Origin of the sequence: Streptomyces shaanxiensis, from assembly GCF_039537145.1 — a bacterium.
In the GTDB taxonomy this organism is placed as follows: domain Bacteria; phylum Actinomycetota; class Actinomycetes; order Streptomycetales; family Streptomycetaceae; genus Streptomyces; species Streptomyces shaanxiensis.
This window is the reverse complement of record NZ_BAAAZY010000029.1, coordinates 33,221-56,067: the sequence shown is the minus strand read 5'-3', so window position 1 is coordinate 56,067 and position 22,847 is coordinate 33,221. Positions and strand designations below refer to the sequence as shown.

The window sequence follows — 22,847 nt, the reverse complement described above, 5'->3', positions numbered from 1 at the left end:
GGCTGAGGATCGCCGAGGCGCGGCGCAGCCAGGTTCACGCCTTCACCGCTCAGGCGAGTACACACGCGTTTGTGCATACGTGGACCGTGCGCCTCGGTGCTGGTCAGCAGCCGCGCATACAAGCTCTCCAACTCCAGCAACGGGTGTGGGATCCGGCGTGCCACGATTCCCTGGGCCGGGATGCCAGATCGGCCTGGTGTTGTCGGCGCTCTGGCAGAGTCGTGCTCACGGCAGCACCCGCTCGTTTTCAGTGTGAGCGAGTACCCGCTCCAGCCAGGCCAGCAGGTCGCCCTCGACTTCGGTGCGGTTTGTCTCGTTGAACAGCTCGTGCCGCGCCTCGGGGTAGATGCGGTAGGTGATGTCCGTGAGGCCGGCCTGCCGGTAGCGGTCGACGAGCAGGTCACTCAGCGCGAGCCCGGCGTTGAGCGGGTCCCGGTCGCCGACCAGGACGTGGACAGGCAGGTGTGCCGGGATGCCCCGGGGCTGCGCGAGTGCTGCCGAGGCGACGGCGACCTGCCGCATTCCCTCGGCGTCGAGGCTGGAGCCGCAGAGCGGGTCCGCGAGGTAGGCGTCGACGGCTTCAGGGTCGCGGCTGAGCCAGTCGAACAGCGTCCGAGCGGGCTCGAAGCCTTTGTTGAGGGCGACGAGCGGATCCCCGGTGTCGTCCGCCTGGTTGGCGAGCATGACGTCGACCGCCGTGGTGCCGGCCAGGGCAAGGGCGTCGATCAGGTGGGAGTGGTGCAGTACGTACTGCTGCGCGGCGAAGGAGCCGAGGCTGTGACCGAGCAGCACCAGGGGCAGACCGGGGTGCCGCTCCCGGATGGTCTCGGAGAGTGTCACCAGATCGCCGACGAGGCTGTTCCAGCCGTCCTCGCCGAGATGGCCGGGTGCGGCATGCCTGCTGAGCCCGTGTCCCCGGTGGTCGTTGGCGTACACGGCGAAGCCCCGGGCCGTCAGCGCCTGGGCGAGGGCGGAGTATCGGCCCGCGTGTTCGCCCATGCCGTGCGCGATCTGCACCACACCGCACGGCGGTTCAGCGGGCTGCCACTCGTGCACGTGGATGCGTACGCCGTCCTTGCCGCTGTCGAAAGTGAACATGATTCTCCTGGGAAAGGGTGAGGGGAGAGGCGTGGTACGAGACGGTGGGGGGTCAGGAACTTCCGCCCAGGTAGCCGGCCACGATCCGGGACCGGTCGGCTCTCAGCTCCCGGGCCGTGGCCTGCACGGTGAGTTCGCCGTGGGAGAGGACGCAGCCTCGGTCGGCGACTTCCAGGGCCAGGCCGACGTGCTGCTCGACGAGCAGCACCCCGCAGCCGGAATCGTCGGCGAAGCGCCGGACGACGGGCAGCAGTTCCTCGACGATGACCGGGGCGAGGCCGAGACTGAGTTCGTCGAGCAGCAGCAGTTTGGGACGACGGGCCAGGGCGCGCCCGAGAGCGAGCATCTGCTGTTCTCCGCCGGACAGGAGTCCGGCCTTGCGGTCCCGCAGGCGGGTCAGGACCGGGAAGTAGGCGTACGCCGCCTCCTCGTCGAGCCGTTCTCCCCGGTGTCGCAGCCGCAGGTGTTCCGCCACGGTCAGTGAGGAGAAGATGCCCCTGCCTTCCGGGACGTGCGCGATGCCCCGCCGCGCGCGGGCCGCCGCCGGCACCTGGTCGAGGGGTGTTCCGGTGAAGGTGATGGTGCCTGCGGAGGGACGCAGCAGCCCGGAGACGGCCTTGAGCGTCGTTGTCTTGCCCGCGCCATTGGCTCCCAGCAGGGCGACGACCTCGCCTGCGCCGACGGTGATGCTGAGGTCGCGGACGACGGGGGCTCCGTCGTAGCCGGCGGTGAGTCCGGCCACTTCCAGGACGGGTGTGCTCATGTTGTCTCCGGTGCGCTGCTGGGGACCCCGGGCCGGCCGGTGGTGAAGGAGGAAGGAGTGCCGCCGTTCGGTACGGGTGCGTCGGCGGGCTGGACGGCGGACGTGCCGAGGTAGGCGGTGATGACTGCGGGGTCGTCGCGGACCCGGCTCGGGGGTCCCGACGCGATCACCTTGCCGAACTCCAGGACGACCAGGTGGTCGCAGGTGCCCATCACCAGGCCCATGTCGTGGTCGATGAGGAGCAGTCCGGTACCCGCGTCGGCGACGGCACGCAGGCGGCGGCCGAGTTCGGCGCTCTCCGTGGTGTCCAGGCCGGCGGCGGGCTCGTCGAGGCAGATGATGCGGGGGCGGGCGGCCAGCGCCCTGGCCACGCCGACGAGTTTGCGCTGTCCCTGGGACAGCTCGGCCGGGGAGGCGTCGGCGAAATCCTGCAGACCCAGAGTGGTGAGGGCGTCGGCGACGGCGGAGGGCGGCGGTGTGCGGCGACCGAAGGTCTCGCCGAACGCCCTGACCCAGGTCGGTCGTTCCGCCGTCACCTGCAGGTTCTCCGTCACCGTGAGGTCCTCGAAGAGTTCGCTGCTCTGGAAGGTGCGGGCGAGACCTCGGCGGGCCCGGGCATGCGCCGGCATGCCGGTCAGGTCCTCACCGTCCAGTTCCACCCGGCCCCGGGCGCCGACCAGTCCGCTGACCGCGTCCACGAAGGTGGTCTTGCCCGCGCCGTTGGGGCCGATCAGTCCCACCAGTTGGCCTTCGGCGACATCCAGGGTGACGTCGCTGAGTGCGTGGACGCCGCCGTAACTGACGCCCAGGGAAAGGACCTTGAACATGCTCATCGTGCGACCTCCTCGGGGGTGGGCGCCGTTTCCGCCCCGGCGGTGTCCGGTGCGGCGTTCACGGCGATGGCCGGGGCGGCTTTCGCCGCGCGGGCGGCTTGCCTGGCCTTCTTGCGGCGGTGGCCCGCGCCCGCGATGCCGTCCGGGTTCGCGATCAGCGTCACGATCAGGGAGACGCCGGCGAAGAGCAGCGCCCAGGTCCCCTTGACGCCGAACCACTTGTCCAGGGCGTGCGGAATGAGTGCCTCGGTGGACATCAGGCCTGCGATGACGGCTCCGGAGACCATCGTGATGCCGCCGATGTAGGCGAAGCCGATGAGGCCGAGTGCGGCCAGCGCGGTGAACCGGACCGCGCTGACAGAGCCGAAGTTGTAGCCGTACAGGGTCCCCGCGGCGCTGGCGATGAAAGAGCTGATGGCGAACGCCGCGATCTTCACACCGCGTACGTTGACGCCTGCCGCCGCGGCCGCACGCTCGTTGGAGCGGACGGCGAGCATGCGCCGCCCCAGCCCGGTGCGTCTGAGGTTGGCCACGTACAGCCCCAGGGCGGCGGCGACGGACAGGACGAGGAAGCCGAAGAGGGGGCTGGGTTCGTTGCCGTCCAGGCCGCGGAAGGCCGCCCCCGGACCGAGGTTCACCCCGAACAGGCGGGGAGGGGGCACGGTCACTCCGGCGGTGCCGCCGAAGGACGTGTTGGTGAACAGGGCCTGTTCCATCGCGAGCGCGGCGGCCAGTGTGACGACGGCCAGGCTCACGCCGCGGACCCGCAGGGCGGAGATGCCGGCCGCCACACCGAGCAGGGTGGCCAGGAGGGTCGCGCCGAGGGCGTTGAAGGGAAAGGGGATGTGCAGTCCGGTCGCCAGGTGGGACAGGGCGAAACCGGCGGTGCCGGAGAGCGCGAGCTGCATCACGGAGATCTGTCCCACGTAGCCGGTGATGACGACGTACGAGAGGACGATGATCGCGCCGATCAGCGAGTTCGTCAGCGCCTGGCGGAAGTCGAACGGCAGCACGATCAGGGCGAGGGCGGCGGCGGCCGTGGCCAGGACGGCCGGTCGCAGCAGCCGGTCCGGCAGCGGTACGGCGGGCAGCCGCTGCTCGACGACCTCGCCACGGCGCGGCAGGCCCGCGCCCTTCACGTAGAGCGCGATGATCATCAGGATGAAGATCAGCAGCTGCTGGAGTCCGGGCATGGCGTTGCCGTTGTCGGTCGGGAACCAGCTCTGGGTGGACAGGTAGTAGACGACCGACTGCATGACGCCGATGAGGATGCCGGCGCTGCAGGCGATCCACAGTGAGGTGAATCCGGCGAAGAGAGCCGCCGCCAGGGCCGGGACCACCTGCAGCGGGAGCGTGACGGAGTCGACCTGGACGATGGGTGCGGCCAGGACCCCGAGCAGCCCCGCGATCAGCGCGGACAGCAGGGTGTTGGCGAGGGAGACGCTGTTGGGTGACAGACCGGCCAGCAGGGCCGCCTGTTCGTTCTCCGAGGCGGCGCGGGTGGCGAGCCCGAACCGGGTCCACCGGTACAGGGCCCCGAGGGCGAGCGCGACGGCGATCACGAGCCCGGTCAGGATGAAACGGTCGACGGGCGTGGTGACGCCCAGGACGGTGACGGCGTCCGAGGGCAGGATGCTGGGGGCCTGCTGGGGCTGGGTTCCGAACACCAGCAGCACGGTGGCCTGAAGGGTGAGCAGAATGCCGAGTGACGCCGCGAGCTTGGCCAGGGGTGAGACCGCGCGCAGGGGCTTGAACACGGCTACTTCGGTGAGCACACCGACCGCGAGCGCCGCCATGAGCGCCCCCGCCATGGCGGCGGCGGTCGGCAGTGAGAAGCCGAAGAAGCCGGTGCTCAGGGCCCAGAAGATGTAACCGGCGACCATCGCGACGGCGCCGGTCGACAGGTTGATGATGCCCGAACCCCGGTAGGTCGCCACGACGCCGAGTGCGATGCCGGCGATCAGTGCCCCCTGGCCCAGGCCGAGCACGGCGAAGAGCAGGATCTGTTCCATTTCTTACTCCTGGAGCGCCGTGTTCCTGAGGCCTCGGGGAAGGGGTCGGGCCTCAGGAACACGGCACGGGAAGGTCTGTCGCGGGCCGGATGCGACCCGGGCGGACGGTGGGACAGTGGTCACCGGGGCGGGCGGAGCCAGTCGGTCAGCGGCTGGAAGGCGCCCTTGCCCGTGTACTGGTAGAACCGCGCCTGGTCGTTGCAGACCGCGGGGGCGTCCGGGTACTTGGCGCATTTGACCTCGGCGGCGCCCATGACGACCGGCCCGGTGAACTTCTTCAGCTGTGCGGCGACGGTCTCCGGGGTGATCTTGTCGGCTCCCACGGCGTTGAGCGCCTTGGCGTACGTCAGGATCGTGCTCCAGCCCAGGGGTGCGAAGACCTGGGAGGCGGTCGCCTTGTCCAGCCCCACCTGGCCGGATGCCGCCAGGAACGCCTTGGAGTCGGGGGCCGAGGTGTCGGTCGGCAGCGTCTGGGCGACGCCGTACGTCCATGTGGGCAGATCACCGCCCAGGCCCTTGGCCACGTCCGGTGACATGCACAAGGGCGTGGACACCACGGGCTTGTCGATGCCGAGTTGCTTGAGTGCCTTGGCGACTCCGACACACCCGGAGCCGATCGTGATGGGCACGATGACATCGGCGGAGTTGGCGCCGGCCGCGGTGACCGGGCCGATCAGGTCCGTGGCCTGCGCGTCGAAGCCGACCGACTTGACGGTGAGGCCGGCGGCCTTGAGTCCCTTGACCGCCGCGCTGGAAGCGATCTTGTCGCCGGGGGTGTTCGTGTGGATGACCGCCGCCGTCTTCGCCTTGAGGACGTCACGCGAGTACGTGCCCCAGGTGCCGAAGATGTGCGGCAGGTCGCCGAAGGTGCTGTAGGTGTTCTTCGCCGTGGGCAGGGTGGGACCCGTCGCCACGCCGACCAGAACCGGCTTCCTGCCCGCCACCACGGAGTTGAAGGAGGCGTCGCCCAGGTACAGATTGCCGAGGCCGATGGCGGATACGGCCTTGTCGCCGAGCAGTTGCTGGCCGCACTTCTGCCCCTCCTCCTCGGCGGAGACCACCGTGCAGACGTTCAGCGCGAGCGGGTGGCCGCCGATTCCGCCCAGCTTCTCGTTGACGTACCGAACGGCTGCCTCGGCGCCCAGGGTCGCCTCCGGGCTGCCGCCGGGGCCGCCCTCGACGTTCACCCAGCCGAGCGTGACCGGGGACAGGCCGGAGTCGGCCTTGCCCGCCTTGCCTCCCACGTAACTCTGATAGTCGGTCACCACGGCGGCCGACGGGCGGGTGTCCGCGGCGGCCGACGAGTCGGCTGCGCCGGCACCGGCCGGGGCAGAGCCCGGGCTCTGCGCGCCACTGCAGGCGGTGAGGCCCAGGACGGGCGCCATGAGGGAGGCGATCAGGCCCAGTCCTCGGACACGCGGATGGGTAGGCATACGAAACCTCCGTGAGCGGAGCGAAGGGGAGTCATGCCGAGGGCATGCGCAACAGGGGGTTGAACGGCCGGCCGGGGACCTGGAGCGCACGGGGTGACCAGCGCGAAGGGCGGCTCGGAGCACCCGGAAAGGCCTGGTCAGGCGGCCTTCCCGAGGTTTCGTAACTTTCTTACGAACCGGGAATCTAGGTGTAGGCTTACCCCCTGTCAACGCCTCGGTTCACTTTGATTTAACGATCAAGCAGCTCGATTTAACGATCAAGCAGGGGAGGGGGAGGGTGTGACGACGCAGGCCGGAAGGCGCAGGCTGCCTCGGCGCTCGCTCGAGGAGACCCGGGCCCTCATGCTGGAAGCGGCGACCAAACTCGTCTGTGCGGGAACCGCCGACACCAGCGAGGCCGCGGTCTCCGCCGCACTGGCCCACGTGCGGGTCAAGCAGGTGACGGAAGAGGCCACCCGCATCATCCGGGGCCGACTGGGCGACGAGTCGGCGCCGGCGGTCACCACGGGATCGATCTACCAGATCTGGCCGGCTCAGGCCGACTTCCAGGCCGAGCTGTTGTTCCACCTCACCTCCCGGCAGGCGGAACTGGTACCGGGTCTGCCCGACAGCATCCGGCGCTTCGAGGAAGCCGTCGAAAAGGGCATCACCTGGCAGGAAGCCCTCAACGACGTACTGACCGACAACCACAGGAACCACCGGGTGGACCCGATCTACCGGGTGATGCTCGGTTTCTACGCCAGCGCCTCGAACCCCCGTGTGCGCGAGGCCCTCGGGCACTACGGCGAGTCGTTCACGAAGGTGGCCTGCGAGGCGTACCAGGCCCTGCTCGACACCTACGGGCTGCGCATGCGTGCGCCCTACCAGGTCGATCACCTCGCCACCAGCATCGCTTCCCTGCTGGACGGCTTCCACATGCGGTGGATCGCCGGCTACGGGGACCTGGCGGACCCGCACGGCGACGAGAACTGGTCCCTTGTCACAAGGGTTGCCGTCATGCTGTTCGACCAGTTCACCGAACCCGTACCCGCGGACGGCACTTCCTGAGGAACTGAGCCCCTCCCTGTGACCGGCACGGGGAGACAGGCGGCCGATCCCGCTTCCCGACTCCTGGAGCCCTCTCCTCGCCTCAGGGCTGCTCGACAACGACGGGTCCTGCCCCCGACACCACGGTCCTGCTGCAGCAGGAATGATCGGCGGCACCCGATCCGCAGGCCACGAGCACATCCGCTCACGCAGTGGCTCGAAAACGAAACAGCGCCCGACCCGACCGAAGCCGACTCAGGCGCTGTCTAGCAGGTCAGAGGGCATTCCCCCCGCCCACCACCGGTAGGCCCTGTGGGACTCGAACCCACAACCAATGGATTAAAAGTCCACTGCTCTGCCAATTGAGCTAAGGGCCCAGGCGATGTTGCCACCCCGAGCATAGCCGCACGTGGCCGAGTCTCCGATCGGGTATCGGGGACACGGCCGCGTCGTCGTCGGCGGAGGGCGGTGGAATGAGCCGTCACGAGGCCGTCATGCGCGGAAGTGCTACGGATCGACCGATTCGGGCGCTCCCGCACGCCCCGCCTCCCGAGCCACCGTCCGCTCATGCTCGGGATCGAGGAACCAGTGCCGAGCCGAGACCCCCCACCAGATCGCGGCGAAGCCGAGGACGGCCAGGACGGCGACCGGGGCGTAGTTGAAGGTCTCCCAGGTGACCGGGGACACCTGCGGCAGCATGAACAGCACCGTGATCACGCCGACCCACACCACCGCCACCAGTCCCACGACCCCCGACCAGCGGCCCAGGTGCCACGGCCCCCGCTCGAAGGCCTCGCCCTTCCGCAGCCGCAGCAGCGTCGGGATGACATACGCGATGTACAGGCCGATCACCGCGATCGAGGTCACCGCCGCGTATGCCGTGACGTTGATCAGGTACGGCAGACCGAGCACGAGCGCCCCGCCCGCCGCGAGCCACACCGCCGCGACCGGCGTCCGGGTGCGCGGGCTGACCGTGTGCCACACGCGGGAGAAGGGCAGGGCGCCGTCGCGTGAAAAGGCATAGATCATGCGGCTGTTGGCGGTCACGGACGCCATCCCGCAGAACAGCTGCGCCCCGATCACGACGAGCAGGAGCAGCTTGCCGGCGGTAGCGCCCAGCGCGTCGAGCAGGATCTGGGCCGGGGGCGCGCCCGTCGCGGAGTTCAGCGCACCGTCGTAGGACTGGATCGCGAAGGTGAAGCCGAGGAGGAGGACGAATCCCGCGATCCACGACGTCCAGATCGACTGCACGATCCCCTTCGGGCCGGCCGTCGACGCGTCGTGCGTCTCCTCCGTCATGTGGGCGGAGGCGTCGTAGCCGGTGAAGGTGTACTGGGCCATCAGCAGGCCCAGCGCGACCACGTACACCCCGCTGCCCCAGCCGGTGTTGTTGACGAACTCCGTGAACACGAAGGACGCCGACTGGTGCTGGTCCGGTACGAACGTCAGCGCGCCGACGATCACCGCCACGCCGATCACGTGCCACCACACACTCACGCTGTTGAGGATCGCGACGATCCGCACACCGAAGGTGTTCAGCAGGCCGTGCAGCACCAGGATCCCCGCGAAGAGCAGGATCGTCCGGCCCGGGGTCACCTCGAAGCCGAACTGAAGGTTCAGGTACGCGCCGAGGAAGGACGCGGCCCCGAAGTCGATGCCGGCGGTCACCGCCACCTGGCCGAGCACGTTGAACCACCCCGTGAACCACGCCCAGGCGGCGGCCGTACGGGGCGGCGCGAGCCGGTGCGCCCAGAAGTACAGGCCGGCGGAGGTCGGGTAGGCCGAGCAGATCTCGGCCATCGACAGGCCGACGAAGAGCGTCATCAGGCCTACGGCCACCCAGCCCCAGGTGATCACCGCCGGGCCGCCGGTGTTCATGCCGAACAGATAGAGGGTCAGGCAGCCCGACAGGACCGAGATGATCGTGAAGGAGACCGCGTAGTTGGAGAACGCCGACATGCGGCGGGCGAGAACCTGCGTGTAGCCGAGCTGGGCCAGCCGCTCTTCGTCAGAAAGACTTCCGGCAGAGAGATTTCCCGCGGAGAGATTTCCGTCCGACCGCCCACTCGCTATGGCGTCATCTGTCATGTCCCCAGCGATTCCCGCGCCGGGGGCATGACACACGTCACAGCTTGGCTAGAAAAGGCCCTTGTAGCCCTGCCAGCCACTCGCGATCTTCACCCGCGCCCCGAACGACCCCTTGCCGTCACCGTTGTTGCGCCAGACATTGCCGCTGCCGTCCCGCGAGACGAGGTCGGCCTTCCCGTCGCCGGTGATGTCCCCGGAGCCGACGATGACGTTGTAGCCCGTGCCCCAGTTCGCGAAGACCTTCACCCGGTCCTTCAACAGCCCGTTGCCGAGGCCGTTGTAGCGCCACAGCGTCCCCGCCTTGTCGCGGGCGAGGACATCCCCGTGGCCGTCGCCGTTCAGGTCCCCGGCACCCAGGATCTTCGTGTAGCCGGTCCACGCCGAACGGATCTTCTTGGCCGCCGCCAGCGTTCCGTCGCTCTTCGTCGCGAAGAGGTAGATGTCGCCGGTCGACGCCTTCCGCGCCAGCAGGTCGGCCCGCTTGTCGCCGGTCAGATCGCCGGGCGAGGTGAGCACGTCGTACGCGTTCCAGCCGGTGCCCAGCCTCACGTACGACATCGAAGTCGTGGGCGCCAGACCGCACTTGACCTCGTAGCCGCGCAGCGAGCCGTCGCTCATCCGCACCAGCACGTCATTGCACCGGTCGCCGTTCAGGTCCCCGAACGGCACCGCGACCGCCTTGGTCGACCAGCCGCCGCCCGAGACCTTCCCGGAGAAGGTGCCCTTGCCGGTGCCCTGCTGGAAGGTCAGCGTGCCCGAGGAGTTGAGGGTGAGGAGGTCGCCCACACCGTCCGGCAGCCCCTCGGAACCCGCGTGGTCGTGCCGGACCGGGTCGCCGTGCAGCAGCCGGACCGTGCCGCGCACCTCCAGGGGCGCGCCCACGCCGTCGGCGGGCGTGACCGCGAGCGTCCAGTCGTAGTAGCCGCTCGGCAGGAACGCGTCGCCGGTCCGTGTGGGGTCGTCCCCGTGCCACCCGACGCTCAGCTCACCGCGCGCGGCGCCGCCGTTCCGGGTGTCCACGACCGCGCCCGCCTTGTTCCGCACCGTCAGCTTCCAGCCCGCAGACGGCTTCGACAGCAGCAGGGCCGTCAGGTTGTCCGGCACCGTGTCCGTCTCGTACGCCTCGACGTACGCGGCGTTCTGCGCCGGCCCGAGCAACCGCAGCGGCTGCTGGGGCACTCCGGACGGTACGAGGTGCACGCGCTGCTGCTCGTCGACGTAGGCGGCGTTGGCGCCGGACTCGTCCACCGTCCAGCGCACGTCGCGCTGCGAGACGCCGGTGTCGGGCAGGTCGCCGATGACCCGGCCAGCCGCCGTGCCGTCCGCGACCGTGGTGAGCGTCAGCTTGCCGGCCTGCTTGTCGTGGGTGACGACGTACCCGTCGCCGAGCTTGGCCTCGCCCGCGGGGACGGGCACGGACTTCTTGGCCGTACGGTCGTAGACGCCGGCCTTGCCGTCCGCGCACGCCCAGTACAAGTACCGGCCCAGTGCCTGGAGTTCGGTGGGCGTGCAGCCGGCGTCGGTGGTGAGGGTCTCGGTGGTCCGCTTGGCGGTGAGGTCGTACGCGGTCAGGGTGCCGGAGGTGGCGGCCGCGGTCCACAGGGTGTCGCCGGAGAGGGCGGCGGGGGCGGGGGCGCGGGTCAGCACCGGGGCGGAGTTGCCGATCCGGAGGACGATCTGCTGGGTCGCGGTCGTATGGATCAGGTAGCGGCCGGAGACATCGGTGATCAGCCCGCCCTGGGGCAGCTCGGTGCGTTGCCAGATGTCACTGTTGCCGCGCCCGGCGAGTCTGATCCGGTCGGTGGTCTCGTCGTGCAGGATCCAGGCGATACGACCGTCCGCCGTGCCATGAACCTGGGCGCAGGCGACGTCCGTGGTAGCGCAGGCGGATATGGGGAGACCGGGGGTGAATTCACTGCGCTCGCCGAACACGGGGGTGCCGGACGGGGCGACGGTCCGCACCATGTCGTCGCGCAGGTCGACGCGGGGTTGGTCCAGGACGACGAGCCGCCCCTGCTCCAGGGACAGTCCCTGGATCGGCCGCGGCGGCTTCGGCAGGGCCTTGACCTGGGTGACGACGGGCGGGCCGCCGTCCGCGCCCGGGGTGATGCGCTGGATGCCCCAGTCGTCGGTACCGGTACGGCCGATCTTCACGGCCGTACCGCCCGGAGCGGCCGCGATCCCGTACGCAGCGGGGCGCAGCAGGGTCACCGGCTCGCCTCCCGTGATGGGCTGCGCCGTCGCCGAGCCGGTCCCGTTGACCAGCCAGTCACCGACGACGGCCAGGTCGCGGGTGGCGTTCGTCCCGTCGCTGAAGCCCTTGAGCGGGACCTCGACAGGGGCTCCCGAGAGGTCGCGCGGGAACACCAGGACCGTGGCCTTCGTGGAGGCGGAGACGACGGCATGGCCGCCGCCCAGGTCCACACGGCCGTACTCGACGGGGAGCGGGCCGCTCCAGCCGCGCACCTCACCGGTCACCCGGTCCACGGCGGCCAGCCCCGGCTGCCCGTCCACGTAGGCCCGGAAGTACAGCATCGCGGCGTCGGCGCCCCCCGCCATCAGGCCCAGCTTGAGGCCGGCCGGTCCTCCCGTGACCGTCAGGTCACCGGTCGTCCCGTCGGGCCCCGGCGTCAGCAGATGCACGATGCGTGTGGCCATGCCGTCTTCACCGGTCACGTTCCGAAAGGCCACCGTCAGGTTGTCGTAGGACGTGAGGTAGCCGAGTCCCTCGGGATGCGCAGGCTGCGCGTGGTGCCGTCGGTCGCGTCCCAGAAGTCGACGCGGCCGTCGGTGTACTTGTACGCAAGGACATCGGAGCCGGTCGGCGTCGGCGCCGTGCCCGCAGGCGCCGCAGGCACGCTCACCGACTCGCCGTCCGCATAACGCGTCCACACCAGGCCGCTGCGGCCCTCCAGGGTGTGGAACACGCCCTGGAGCCCGGCGGAGTCGTGACCACTGTGGGTCGACGAGGACCGGAACGCCGCCGCCGTGTAGTAGTCCCGCAACGTCGCCGGCACCACCGTCTCCTGCGGCACCTCCGCCGCCGACGCGCTCGGCATCAGCGGGCTCAGCCCCGCCGCGAGCGCCGCGGAGGCGGCGACGGCGATGGCGGCGCGTCTCGCGCGCGTGAGGCGTACGAAGGCATGACGAGCCAAGGAAAAGCCCTCCCCTGTGGATGAGAGGTGGCTGCAAGAAAGCGCCTCGGATCCCCGGCCCCCCGGTGTCCCGTCCCTCTCAGAAGTCGGCTGATCATACAGGGGTCGCACAGCCTTTCGGACCCGGAAATCCGCGACGAAAAAGCGCCGTGGCCCACCCCCTCGGGGGATGGGCCACGGCGCTGATCGCTCAGTGCCTACGGACGTCAGCCGTTGCGCTTCCAGCGCGGCTTGTCGTCCCGGCGCCCGAAGGACGAGCCGCCGGTGCTGCCACGGTGGTCGTCACGGCGGCCGTACGGACGCTCGTGGCCGCCGGAGCGGAAGCCCGGACGGTCGTCACGACGGTCGCGGTTGAACGGACGGTCGCTGCCACGGTGCCCACCGCGCTCGTCACGACGCTCGAACGGACGGCCGGCCGGACGGTCGTCGCGGCGGAAGCCGCCACGGTCGTTGTCCCGACGCTCGAACCCACGGTCGCCGCGGTCACGGTTGAACCCACCGCGGTCGTTGTCCCGACGCTCGAAGGAACGACCACCACGGTCATCCCGACGGTCGTCCCGGCGGAAACCGCCACGGTCGTTGTCCCGACGCTCGAACCCACGGTCGCCACGGTCACGGTTGAACCCACCGCGGTCGTTGTCCCGACGCTCGAAGGAACGACCACCACGGTCATCCCGACGGTCATCGCGACGGAAACCGCCACGGTCGTTGTCCCGACGCTCGAACCCACGATCCCCGCGGTCACGGTTGAACCCACCGCGGTCGTTGTCCCGACGCTCGAAGGAACGACCACCACGGTCATCCCGACGGTCATCGCGACGGAAACCGCCACGGTCGTTGTCCCGACGTTCACGGCGCTCGTACGACGGAGCGTCCGCCTTGTCGACGTCCTGCGCCGCCGGCTGCTCCGGCACGGCCACCTCGACAACCTCGGCGGCGACCGCCGCCTGCGCCTCGGCCACCGCGGCCTCCGGGTCGTCACCGCGCTCACGCGCCGCGCGGGCCACGAGCCGGTCGGACTCCTCACGCAGCTCGACGGCACGCCGCTGCGCCCGCTCCAGCTGCTTGGTGAGCTGGGCGACCTCGCGCTCGGCCTGCTGGGCGGCGTTGCCCGCGGACTCGGCCTGCACCTCGGTCATCGAACGGGCGCCGGTGATCTCGGCGACCTCCGGGTCGAAGGCGTTGCCGCCCTGGATGATGTGGCGCGAGGCGTCGACGCCCGCGTCCTCCATCAGCCGGAAGATCTGACGGCGCTGGTGCGGCAGCGAGAGGGAGACGACCGTGCCGGTACGCCCCGCACGCGCCGTACGGCCGGCCCGGTGCAGGTAGTCCTTGTGGTCACCGGCGGGGTCGACGTTCAGCACCAGGTCGATGCCGTCGACGTGGATACCGCGCGCGGCGACGTCGGTCGCGACGAGGACGTTGACGTACCCGTCCTTGAAGTCGGCCAGCGTCCGCGTCCGCGCGCCCTGCGTCATGCCGCCGTGCAGCGCGTCGGCCTTCGCACCGGCGTCGCGCAGCTGCTCGGCGACACGGTCGGCGCCCAGCTGGGTGCGGACGAAGATGATGGTGCGGCCCTTGCGGGAGGCGATCGCGGCGGTGACCGGCGCCTTGTCCTTTGGCTTCACGATCAGGATGTGGTGCGACATGGTCGTCACGGCACCCTGCGCGGCGTCGACCTCGTGCAGGACCGGGTCCTTCAGGTACCGGTCGACGAGGGTCTTGATCTCGTTCTCCATGGTCGCGGAGAAGAGCATGCGCTGACCGCCGGGCGGGACCTGGTCGAGCAGCTCGGTGACCTCGGGCAGGAAGCCCAGGTCGGACATCTGGTCGGCCTCGTCGAGCACGGCGACCTCGACGTCCTGCAGCGAGCAGGCGCCGCGGTTGATGATGTCGCGGAGGCGGCCGGGAGTGGCGACCAGCACATCCACACCCCGCTCGAGGGCGTAGATCTGGTTGCCCATCGACGTACCGCCGCACACGACCTTCATCTTCAGGCCGAGCTGGTCGCCGTAGGGCTGGAGGGCGTCCGCGACCTGCATCGCGAGCTCACGGGTCGGGGTGAGGATGACGGCGCGCGGACGGTGCTTCTCGGTGCGGCCGCCGGAGAGGCGGGCCAGCGTCGGCAGACCGAACGACAGCGTCTTGCCGGAGCCGGTACGACCGCGCCCCAGGATGTCCTTGCCGGCCAGGGCGTCCGGGATGGTCGCGGCCTGGATCGGGAAGGGGGTGGTCACGCCGTTCTGCGCGAGCTTGCGCACGACGCCCTCGGGGAGACCGAGGTCGGCGAAGGTGACCTCGGGGGTCGTCTCCTCGACGGTGTCGAGCTCGTCGTTCTCGCCGTTCTCGGACACGACGACGTGATCAGTACTGGAAATGGACATGCGTATGCGAAACCTTCCGGAGTCTCGTCGGCACGCGCCCGTCAACTCCGTGATTCGCAATACGACCGCCTCAATGCGGTCAGCCACGGCAAGGGAGAGAACGCGCCACACGGCGCGCTCTGCAGTGGCGCCGGGCAAATGGGATCAAACGATCTACCACCATACGCACCCCCAGCCCCCCAAGGCAAACCGACGGCCATCCGTGTAGGCAACGTCACGTACGACCGCCCCGCCGGCCCTACCTCACGCCGGTGCCCCCGCGGCCGGCGCCGGCTCCCGCTGGGCCAGTTGCGGCCCCGTCTCCTGGTGCGCCGACGACGACGGCTCGGCCTGCGTGGGTGTCGGCGTGGCGGACGTCGGCTGCTCGGTCGGCGTCGGTTCGGGATCCGCCGTCCGGGTGGGCGTCGGCTCGGCCGGACGCGTGGGCCCCGGCTGCTGGCTCTCCCCCGGCCGCACCGGCTTGCCCCCCGCCGGAGCGGACGCGCTCACCTCCGCGGACGGCGAAGCCGAGGGAGCCGCGGACTCCCCGGCCTTCTTCTTCCGCGCACCCTTGCCGTCCTTGTCCTTCCCCCGCTCCCGCTTGCCGTCCTCCGCATGGGCCCCGACCCCGGCCCCACCGCCGGACACGGCCGACCCCCCGTCGGGCGCCTCACCACCCCGCTGCCCGGCCGACTGCGACGGCTTCGCACTCCCGCCTCCGCCGTCGTCGCCCACGCTCATGCAGCCGGCGGCAGCGGCGACGGCCATGATCGTGGCGGCCAGACGGACGGGTACGTACAAGGGGCGCACGCGAGCCACCTCCAAGGGCGGGCGAAGAAGTCAACCTGCCCAACTCCCGCCGCCCACAAGAGGACACGCGCTCCGCGACAGAGCCTCACACCCGCACCACCGGCGCCCGCTCACCCGTACCCGAGCGCGTGCAGCCGCTCGTCGTCGATCCCGAAGTGATGCGCGATCTCGTGCACCACCGTCACCTCGGTCTCCTCGACGACCTCCTCCCGCGACTCGCACATCCGCAGCGTCGGCCCCCGGTAGATCGTGATCCGGTCCGGGAGCACCCCGGCGTACCACTCCCCGCGCTCGGTCAGCGGCGTCCCCTCGTACAACCCGAGCAGCTCGGGATCGTCCGCCGGCGGTTCGTCCTCGACGAACACCGCGACGTTGTCCATCAGCCGCGTCAGCTCCGGCGGGATCCGGTCCAGCGCCTCGGCGACCAGTTCCTCGAACTCCTCGCGCGTCATCTCCAGCACAGGCCCATTGTCGGGTACGACACCCAGGATGCCGCGGGGCAGGAGCCGCCAACGGCCCCGCATATCCATCCCGGCGCCTGGGCATACGGGACCAATGGCCCGCGTCCCCGCCGCAGTCCTGAAGGCCCTCGGTCACCTACCCAGGGCCCCACGCGCCCTGGCCCACCGCTACGCCACCCGCCGCCCGCACCCCACCCCGGAACTCGTGTCCCAGCCGCACCCCTGGACACGCGCCCTGGGCCTGGTGACCGTCGCCCTCGTCGGCACCTGGCTCGGCCTGCTGATCGTCGGCAACGTGCGCGTCCCGGTCGGCCCCATGGACACGACGATGACCCTGCGCCCCTCCCTCACCGGCGGCACGAAGATCAACGTCTCCCCGCTCGGTGCCCTCCAACTGGACAGCCACGTGGCCCCCGTCCGCCTGGACGTCAACGTCGACCAGCTCGACGCCGCCCGCTCCCAGGCCCTCGTCGACCACCCCGAACGCCTCTCCGGCCTCCAGGACGAGGTCTCGCAGGACGTCGCCCACGGCACCCGCGACCTGGCCGTACGCAGCTGCGTGGCCGTCGTCACCGGGGCCACCGCGCTGGGCCTCGCCGTCTACCGCCGCCCCCGCCGGGCCCTCGCGGCCGGCGGCCTGGCCCTCACCCTCCTGGCCGCCTCCGGAGGCACGGCGTTCGCCACCTGGAACCCCGAATCGGTCCTGGAGCCGAAGTTCTCCGGCCTGCTCTCCTCCGCCCCGTCCCTGGTCGGCAACGCACGCAGCATCGTCACCGAATTCGACGTCTACCAGAAGGAGTTGGCCCGCCTGGTGACGAACGTGACCAAGCTCTACGACGCCACCTCCACGCTCCCCGCCTACGCACCCGACCCGTCGACGATCCGCGTCCTGCACGTCTCCGACATCCACCTCAACCCGGCGAGCTGGAAGATCATCGCCTCGCTCGTCGACCAGTACAAGGTCAACGTGATCGTCGACTCCGGCGACACCATGGACCACGGCACGGCCGCCGAGAACGGCTTCCTGGACCCCATCGAGGACCTCGGCGCCCCCTACGTCTGGGTCCGCGGCAACCACGACTCCCGCGTCACCCAGCGCTACCTGGAAGACCTGAAGAACGTCCACGTCCTGGACGACGGCAAGGCGAAGACCATCGCGGGCCTGCGTTTCGCGGGCATCGGCGACCCCCAGTTCACCCCCGACCGCTCCCAGGTCCCCGGCGGCGACGCGGCCAACGAACTGGCGGGCGCCCGCCTGGCCACGTCCCTGCGCGACCAGGAAGCCGCCGGCACCCCCGTGGACGTGGCCGTCGCCCACGAACCGGTGGCCGCCCGCCAGACCGACGGCGAGGTCCCCCTGGCCCTCGCCGGCCACGTCCACCACCAGGAGATGGAGGTCCTGCCGTACGGCACCCGTCTACGCATCGAGGGCTCCACGGGCGGCAGCGGTCTGCGCGCGATCGAGGGCGAACACCCCGACCCCATCCAGACGTCGATCCTCTACTTCGACCGCGACACCCGCCGCCTGCAGGCCTGGGACGAGATCGAACTGGGCGGCCTGGGCCTGACGACGGCGGAGGTACGCCGCCACCTCCCCGAGGAGAACCAGCCGGGCGCGACGGACTCCCCGACCCCGTCCCCCACCTCACCCACCCCGACCCCGTAAACCGTTTTGGCGATACCTCCCGCCATCCCATATGCTTCTCACGTCCCCGACGCGCTGAGAAGCGCCCAGGCGGGCCGATAGCCCTCATCGTCTAGCGGCCTAGGACGCCGCCCTTTCAAGGCGGTAGCACGGGTTCGAATCCCGTTGGGGGCACGCAGTACGGTGTGCGACACTGTCGTACGCAACGCTTGGTCCTGTGGAGCAGTTTGGAGTGCTCGCCACCCTGTCAAGGTGGAGGCCGCGGGTTCAAATCCCGTCAGGACCGCTGAGGCTTCTCGAAGCCTCATGGCTGGGTAGCTCAGTTGGTACGAGCGTCCGCCTGAAAAGCGGAAGGTCGCCGGTTCGACCCCGGCCCCAGCCACAGCCGCCCTCACCAGGGCACACACCCCCTCAGGGTCCTCCCCGAGGGGGTGTTCTCATACCCCCACACCCACCCCACTCACCACCCTGTCCAGGTGGAGACCGCGCCCGCGGCGCAGCCGCAATCGGGTACAGCAAATCCCGTCAGGACCGCTGAGGCTTCTCGAAGCCTCATGGCTGGGTAGCTCAGTTGGTACGAGCGTCCGCCTGAAAAGCGGAAGGTCGCCGGTTCGACCCCGGCCCCAGCCACAGCCGCCCTCACGAGGGCATGCGGCCCCACCGAAGATCTTCGGTGGGGCCGTTTCCGTGCCGGACGACCGTGCACGGAGGGCGGGCACAAAAGGGTTCGACCCTTCTTTCCCCGGGATGAGATCCTGGATCGCGTATGTCTACGCACCCTGCCCCCGCCCTCGGCCCCCTGGCCCCCCGCCTGAGCGAGCTCTCCCTGCGCGACGCGCACCGGCTCGGTCGGCGGCTCGAAGGTGCGCGCAAGATCCGTAAGCCGGAAGCGCGCGCCGCCGTGCTCGCCGAGATCGAGGCGGAGATCGCCAAGGGCGAGGAGCGCATCGCCACCCGCCGCACGCGCGTACCGGTGGTGACGTACCCCGAACAGCTGCCGGTCAGCCAGAAGAAGGACCAGATCGCGGCCGCCATCCGTGACCACCAGGTCGTGATCGTCGCCGGTGAGACCGGGTCCGGAAAGACCACGCAGATCCCGAAGATCTGCATGGAACTGGGCCGCGGCGTACGCGGCATGATCGGCCACACCCAGCCCCGCCGCATCGCCGCCCGCACGGTCGCCGAGCGGGTGGCGGAGGAGCTCGACACGCCCCTCGGCGAGTCCGTCGGCTGGAAGGTCCGCTTCACCGACCAGGTGAACCCGGACGCCACCTTCGTCAAGCTGATGACCGACGGCATCCTGCTCGCCGAGATCCAGACCGACCGCGAGCTGCGCGCCTACGACACGATCATCATCGACGAGGCCCACGAGCGGTCCCTCAACATCGACTTCCTGCTCGGGTATCTGGCCCAACTGCTGCCGAAGCGCCCCGACCTCAAGGTCGTCATCACCTCGGCGACCATCGACCCCGAGCGCTTCTCCCGGCACTTCGGCGACGCCCCGATCATCGAGGTCAGCGGCCGGACGTATCCCGTCGAGGTCCGCTACCGGCCGCTCCTCGAAGAGGACTCCGACGACGCCGACCGCGACCAGATCACCGCGATCTGCGATGCCGTCGAGGAGCTCCAGGCCGAGGGCAAGGGCGACATCCTCGTCTTCCTCTCGGGAGAGCGGGAGATCAGGGACACCGCCGACGCGCTCGTGAAGAAGAACTACCGCTTCACCGAGGTCCTCCCCCTCTACGCCCGCCTCTCGCACGCCGAGCAGCACCGCGTCTTCCAGCCCCACACCGGGCGCAGGATCGTTCTGGCGACCAACGTCGCCGAGACCTCCCTCACCGTCCCGGGCATCAAGTACGTCATCGACCCCGGCTTCGCCCGGATCAGCCGGTACAGCCACCGCACCAAGGTGCAGCGGCTGCCCATCGAGGCGATCTCGCAGGCCAGCGCCAACCAGCGCAAGGGCCGCTGCGGCCGTACGTCCGACGGCATCTGCATCCGCCTCTACTCCGAGGACGACTTCCTCGCCCGCCCGGAGTTCACGGACGCGGAGATCCTCCGGACGAACCTCGCCTCCGTCATCCTGCAGATGACCGCGGCCGGGCTCGGCGACATCGAGAAGTTCCCCTTCATCGACCCGCCGGACCACCGCAACATCCGCGACGGCGTGCAGCTCCTGCAGGAGCTCGGCGCGCTGGACCCGACGCAGAAGGACGTACGCAAGCGGCTCACGGACACCGGCCGCAAGCTCGCCCAGCTGCCCGTCGACCCCCGCCTGGCCCGCATGGTCCTGGAGGCCGACCGGAACGGCTGTGTCCGTGAGGTCATGGTCATAGCGGCCGCGCTCTCCATCCAGGACCCGCGCGAACGTCCGGCCGACAAGCAGGCCCAGGCCGACCAGCAGCACGCCCGCTTCAAGGACGAGACCAGCGACTTCCTCGCCTATCTCAACCTCTGGCGCTACGTCCGCGAGCAGCAGAAGGAACGCGGCTCGTCGTCCTTCCGCCGGATGTGCAAGCAGGAGTACCTGAACTTCCTGCGCATTCGCGAATGGCAGGACATCTACTCGCAGTTGCGCACGGTCGCCAAGCAGATGGGCATCCACCTCAGCGAGGACGACGCCCCGGCGGACCGCATCCATGTCTCCCTCCTCGCCGGACTGCTCTCGCACATCGGCATGAAGGACGTGAAGGAGTCCAAGGACTCCGCGGGCGGCGCCCGCAAGAACGCCGGGGGGGAGGGTGGGAGAAACACAGCCCGCAACGAGTACCTCGGCGCCCGGAACGCCAAGTTCGCGATCTTCCCGGGCTCGGCCCTCTTCAAGAAGCCCCCGCGCTTCGTGATGTCGGCGGAGCTGGTGGAGACGAGCCGCCTGTGGGCCCGCGTCAATGCGAAGATCGAGCCCGAGTGGGTCGAGCCGCTCGCCGAGCACCTGATCAAGCGCACCTACTCCGAACCGCACTGGGAGAAGGACCAGGCGGCGGTGATGGCGTACGAGAAGGTCACGCTGTACGGCGTCCCGATCATCGCCCAGCGCAAGGTGAACTACGGCCGCGTCGACCCCGAGGCCAGCCGCGAGCTGTTCATCCGCAACGCCCTGGTCGAGGGCGACTGGCGCACGCACCACAAGTTCTTCGCCGACAACCGCAGACTCCTCAGCGAGGTCGAGGAGCTGGAGCACCGGGCCCGGCGCCGGGACATCGTCGTCGACGACGAGACGCTGTTCGACTTCTACGACGAGAAGGTCCCCGACCACGTCGTCTCCGGCGCCCACTTCGACTCCTGGTGGAAGCACAAGCGGCACGAGCAGCCGGACTTCCTGGACTTCGAGCGCGAGATGCTCATCCGGGAGTCGGCGGAGGCGGTCACGAAGGCCGACTATCCGGACTCCTGGCGGCAGGGGCAGCTGAAGTTCCGCGTCACCTACCAGTTCGAGCCGGGCGCGGACGCCGACGGTGTGACGGTCCACATCCCGCTCCAGGTCCTCAACCAGGTCACGGACGAGGGCTTCGACTGGCAGATCCCGGGCCTCAGGGAGGAGTTGGTGACGGAGCTGATCCGTTCCCTCCCGAAGCCGATCCGCCGCAACTACGTGCCGGCGCCGAACTTCGCGAAGCGGTTCCTGGACACGGCGGTGCCGTTGCAGGAGCCGCTGACGGTGGCCATGGCGCGCGAGCTGAAGCGGATGGTCGGAGTGCCCTTCACCGCCGACGACTTCGACTGGCCGAAGGTCCCCGACCACCTGCGCATCACCTTCCGGATCATCGACGAGCGCCGTCGCAAGCTGGCCGAGGACAAGGATCTGGAGACCCTGAAGCTCCGTCTGAAGCCGAAGGCGCGGCAGGCCCTCTCGCAGGCCGCGGCGGCCACCGCCTCCCGCGAGGGCGGCGAGTCCCTGGAGCGCAAGGGCCTGACCGACTGGACCATCGGCTCCCTCACCCGCGTCTTCGAGACCCGCCGCGCCGGCCAGCCGGTCAAGGCGTACCCGGCGCTGGTCGACGACGGCGACACGGTCTCGGTCCGCCTCTTCGACACGGAGGCGGAGCAGCAGCAGGCGATGTGGAAGGGCACGCGCCGGCTGATCCTCCGCAACATCCCGGTCAACCCGGCGAAGTTCGCGTCCGAGAAGCTCACGAACGCCCAGAAGCTGGCGCTGTCCGCCAACCCGCACGGCTCCATCCAGGCCCTGTTCGACGACTGCGCGATGGCGGCCGCGGACAGGCTGATCGGCGACTTCGGGGGGCCGGCGTGGGACGAGGAGTCGTACCGGAAGCTGTACGACAAGGTGCGCGCCGAGATCGTCGACACGACGGTCCGTGCGGTGGGCCAGGTGCAGCAGGTCCTCGCCGCCTGGCAGGCCGCTGAACGCCGCCTGAAGGCCGTACGCAGCCCCGCCCTGCTGCCGAACCTCACGGACGTGCGAGGGCAGCTGGACGCCCTTGTGAAGCCCGGATTCGTGACCGAGGCCGGTCTGCGGCGCCTGCCCGACCTCGTGCGCTACCTGATCGCGGTGGACCGCCGTCTCCAGCAGATGCCGACGAACGTCCAGCGCGACACGACGCGCATGGAGAAGGTCCACGAGATGCGGGACGAGTACGCCTGGCTCCTGGAGCAGATGCCGCAGGGCCGCCCGGTGCCGCAGCAGGTCCTGGACGTCCGCTGGATGCTGGAGGAGCTCCGCGTCAGCTATTTCGCCCACGCGCTGGGCACGGCGTACCCCATCTCGGACAAGCGGATCGTGAAGACGATCGACACGCTCGCGCCGTAACGGAGCGCATACGCTGGGTGAGTTCGACCGGGGGCTCACCCTCCTGTACAGTCTCTTCTCGCAGCGCAACGCACGAATGGCGCAGCGAAACCTGGTCCTGTGGAGCAGTTTGGAGTGCTCGCCACCCTGTCAAGGTGGAGGCCGCGGGTTCAAATCCCGTCAGGACCGCAGTGAAGAGCGAAGGCCCGCACCCGTCGAGGGACGCGGGCCTTCTTCATGCACCGCCCCACATCAACCCGCTCGCCACCCTGTCAAGGTGGAGGCCGCGCCCGCGGCGCAGCCGCAATCGGGTACAGCAAATCCCGTCAGGACCGCAGTGAAGTAGAGGGCCCGCATCCCGTCGAGGGACGCGGGCCTTCTCCATGCACCGCCCCACATCAACCCACTCGCCA

Annotated in this window: 14 protein-coding genes and 6 tRNA genes; 8 read left to right on the top strand and 12 right to left on the bottom strand. The window is 70.0% G+C overall.

All coding sequences use genetic code 11. The features are described 5' to 3' along the window. Positions 1-225: 225 nt before the first annotated feature. The 5 genes from ABD932_RS40395 to ABD932_RS40375 form a co-directional block, all read right to left on the bottom strand. Positions 226-1,098 (bottom strand): alpha/beta hydrolase, encoded by an 873-nt coding sequence (locus ABD932_RS40395; protein ID WP_345021034.1) that lies wholly within the window; start codon positions 1,096-1,098, stop codon positions 226-228. Positions 1,099-1,150: 52 nt separating this feature from the next. Continuing rightward, positions 1,151-1,861 (bottom strand): ABC transporter ATP-binding protein, encoded by a 711-nt coding sequence (locus ABD932_RS40390; protein ID WP_345021032.1) that lies wholly within the window; start codon positions 1,859-1,861, stop codon positions 1,151-1,153. Next, on the bottom strand, positions 1,858-2,694 hold the full coding sequence (locus tag ABD932_RS40385) for an ABC transporter ATP-binding protein (protein ID WP_345021031.1): 837 nt from the start codon (positions 2,692-2,694) through the stop codon (positions 1,858-1,860). Before ABD932_RS40385 ends, ABD932_RS40390 begins: the two co-directional genes overlap by 4 nt. Beyond that, positions 2,691-4,706, bottom strand: a complete 2,016-nt coding sequence (locus ABD932_RS40380; protein WP_345021030.1) for a branched-chain amino acid ABC transporter permease — start codon at positions 4,704-4,706, stop codon at positions 2,691-2,693. Before ABD932_RS40380 ends, ABD932_RS40385 begins: the two co-directional genes overlap by 4 nt. A gap of 119 nt (positions 4,707-4,825) precedes the next feature. Then, positions 4,826-6,139, bottom strand: coding sequence for an ABC transporter substrate-binding protein (locus ABD932_RS40375; RefSeq protein WP_345021029.1), 1,314 nt, complete (start codon positions 6,137-6,139; stop codon positions 4,826-4,828). Between the two features lie 342 nt (positions 6,140-6,481). Here ABD932_RS40375 and ABD932_RS40370 point away from each other — a divergent pair, with 342 nt between their 5' ends. Beyond that, entirely contained in the window at positions 6,482-7,186 is a 705-nt protein-coding gene (locus tag ABD932_RS40370; protein ID WP_345021028.1) for a hypothetical protein, read from the top strand. Positions 7,187-7,469: 283 nt separating this feature from the next. On the opposite strand, the gene ABD932_RS40365 is transcribed toward ABD932_RS40370, so the two are convergent. The 7 genes from ABD932_RS40365 to ABD932_RS40335 all read right to left on the bottom strand — a co-directional run bounded on the left by ABD932_RS40365 (position 7,470) and on the right by ABD932_RS40335 (position 16,042). After that, positions 7,470-7,542, bottom strand: a tRNA-Lys gene (locus tag ABD932_RS40365). 130 nt (positions 7,543-7,672) lie between these two features. After that, complete coding sequence (locus tag ABD932_RS40360; RefSeq protein ID WP_345021027.1) at positions 7,673-9,253, bottom strand: amino acid permease; 1,581 nt, start codon at positions 9,251-9,253, stop codon at positions 7,673-7,675. Positions 9,254-9,301: 48 nt separating this feature from the next. Then, a complete protein-coding gene (locus ABD932_RS40355; RefSeq protein WP_345021026.1) occupies positions 9,302-11,911 on the bottom strand; it encodes an FG-GAP repeat domain-containing protein in 2,610 nt (869 codons plus the stop codon). Positions 11,912-11,946: 35 nt separating this feature from the next. Further along, complete coding sequence (locus tag ABD932_RS40350; RefSeq protein WP_345021024.1) at positions 11,947-12,408, bottom strand: hypothetical protein; 462 nt, start codon at positions 12,406-12,408, stop codon at positions 11,947-11,949. A gap of 206 nt (positions 12,409-12,614) precedes the next feature. Continuing rightward, entirely contained in the window at positions 12,615-14,792 is a 2,178-nt protein-coding gene (locus tag ABD932_RS40345) for a DEAD/DEAH box helicase (RefSeq protein ID WP_345021023.1), read from the bottom strand. 243 nt (positions 14,793-15,035) lie between these two features. After that, complete coding sequence (locus ABD932_RS40340; protein WP_345021021.1) at positions 15,036-15,581, bottom strand: hypothetical protein; 546 nt, start codon at positions 15,579-15,581, stop codon at positions 15,036-15,038. Between the two features lie 110 nt (positions 15,582-15,691). Then, entirely contained in the window at positions 15,692-16,042 is a 351-nt protein-coding gene (locus tag ABD932_RS40335; RefSeq protein ID WP_188142321.1) for a metallopeptidase family protein, read from the bottom strand. Positions 16,043-16,136: 94 nt separating this feature from the next. Between ABD932_RS40335 and ABD932_RS40330 the strand changes: the two genes are divergently transcribed. From ABD932_RS40330 to ABD932_RS40300, 7 genes are all read left to right on the top strand, one after another. Continuing rightward, positions 16,137-17,708, top strand: a complete 1,572-nt coding sequence (locus ABD932_RS40330) for a metallophosphoesterase family protein (protein WP_345021017.1) — start codon at positions 16,137-16,139, stop codon at positions 17,706-17,708. Between the two features lie 80 nt (positions 17,709-17,788). Continuing rightward, a tRNA-Glu gene (locus ABD932_RS40325) sits at positions 17,789-17,861 on the top strand. A 37-nt stretch (positions 17,862-17,898) separates the two neighbouring features. Beyond that, a tRNA-Asp gene (locus ABD932_RS40320) sits at positions 17,899-17,973 on the top strand. Positions 17,974-17,995: 22 nt separating this feature from the next. Then, positions 17,996-18,069, top strand: a tRNA-Phe gene (locus ABD932_RS40315). A 174-nt stretch (positions 18,070-18,243) separates the two neighbouring features. Further along, positions 18,244-18,317: transfer RNA gene (locus tag ABD932_RS40310), tRNA-Phe, on the top strand. Between the two features lie 136 nt (positions 18,318-18,453). Further along, positions 18,454-22,455: an ATP-dependent RNA helicase HrpA gene (gene hrpA, locus ABD932_RS40305; protein ID WP_345021015.1), complete on the top strand. Its 4,002-nt coding sequence runs from the start codon at positions 18,454-18,456 to the stop codon at positions 22,453-22,455. A gap of 93 nt (positions 22,456-22,548) precedes the next feature. Continuing rightward, positions 22,549-22,623 (top strand) — tRNA-Asp (locus ABD932_RS40300). Positions 22,624-22,847: the final 224 nt, after the last annotated feature.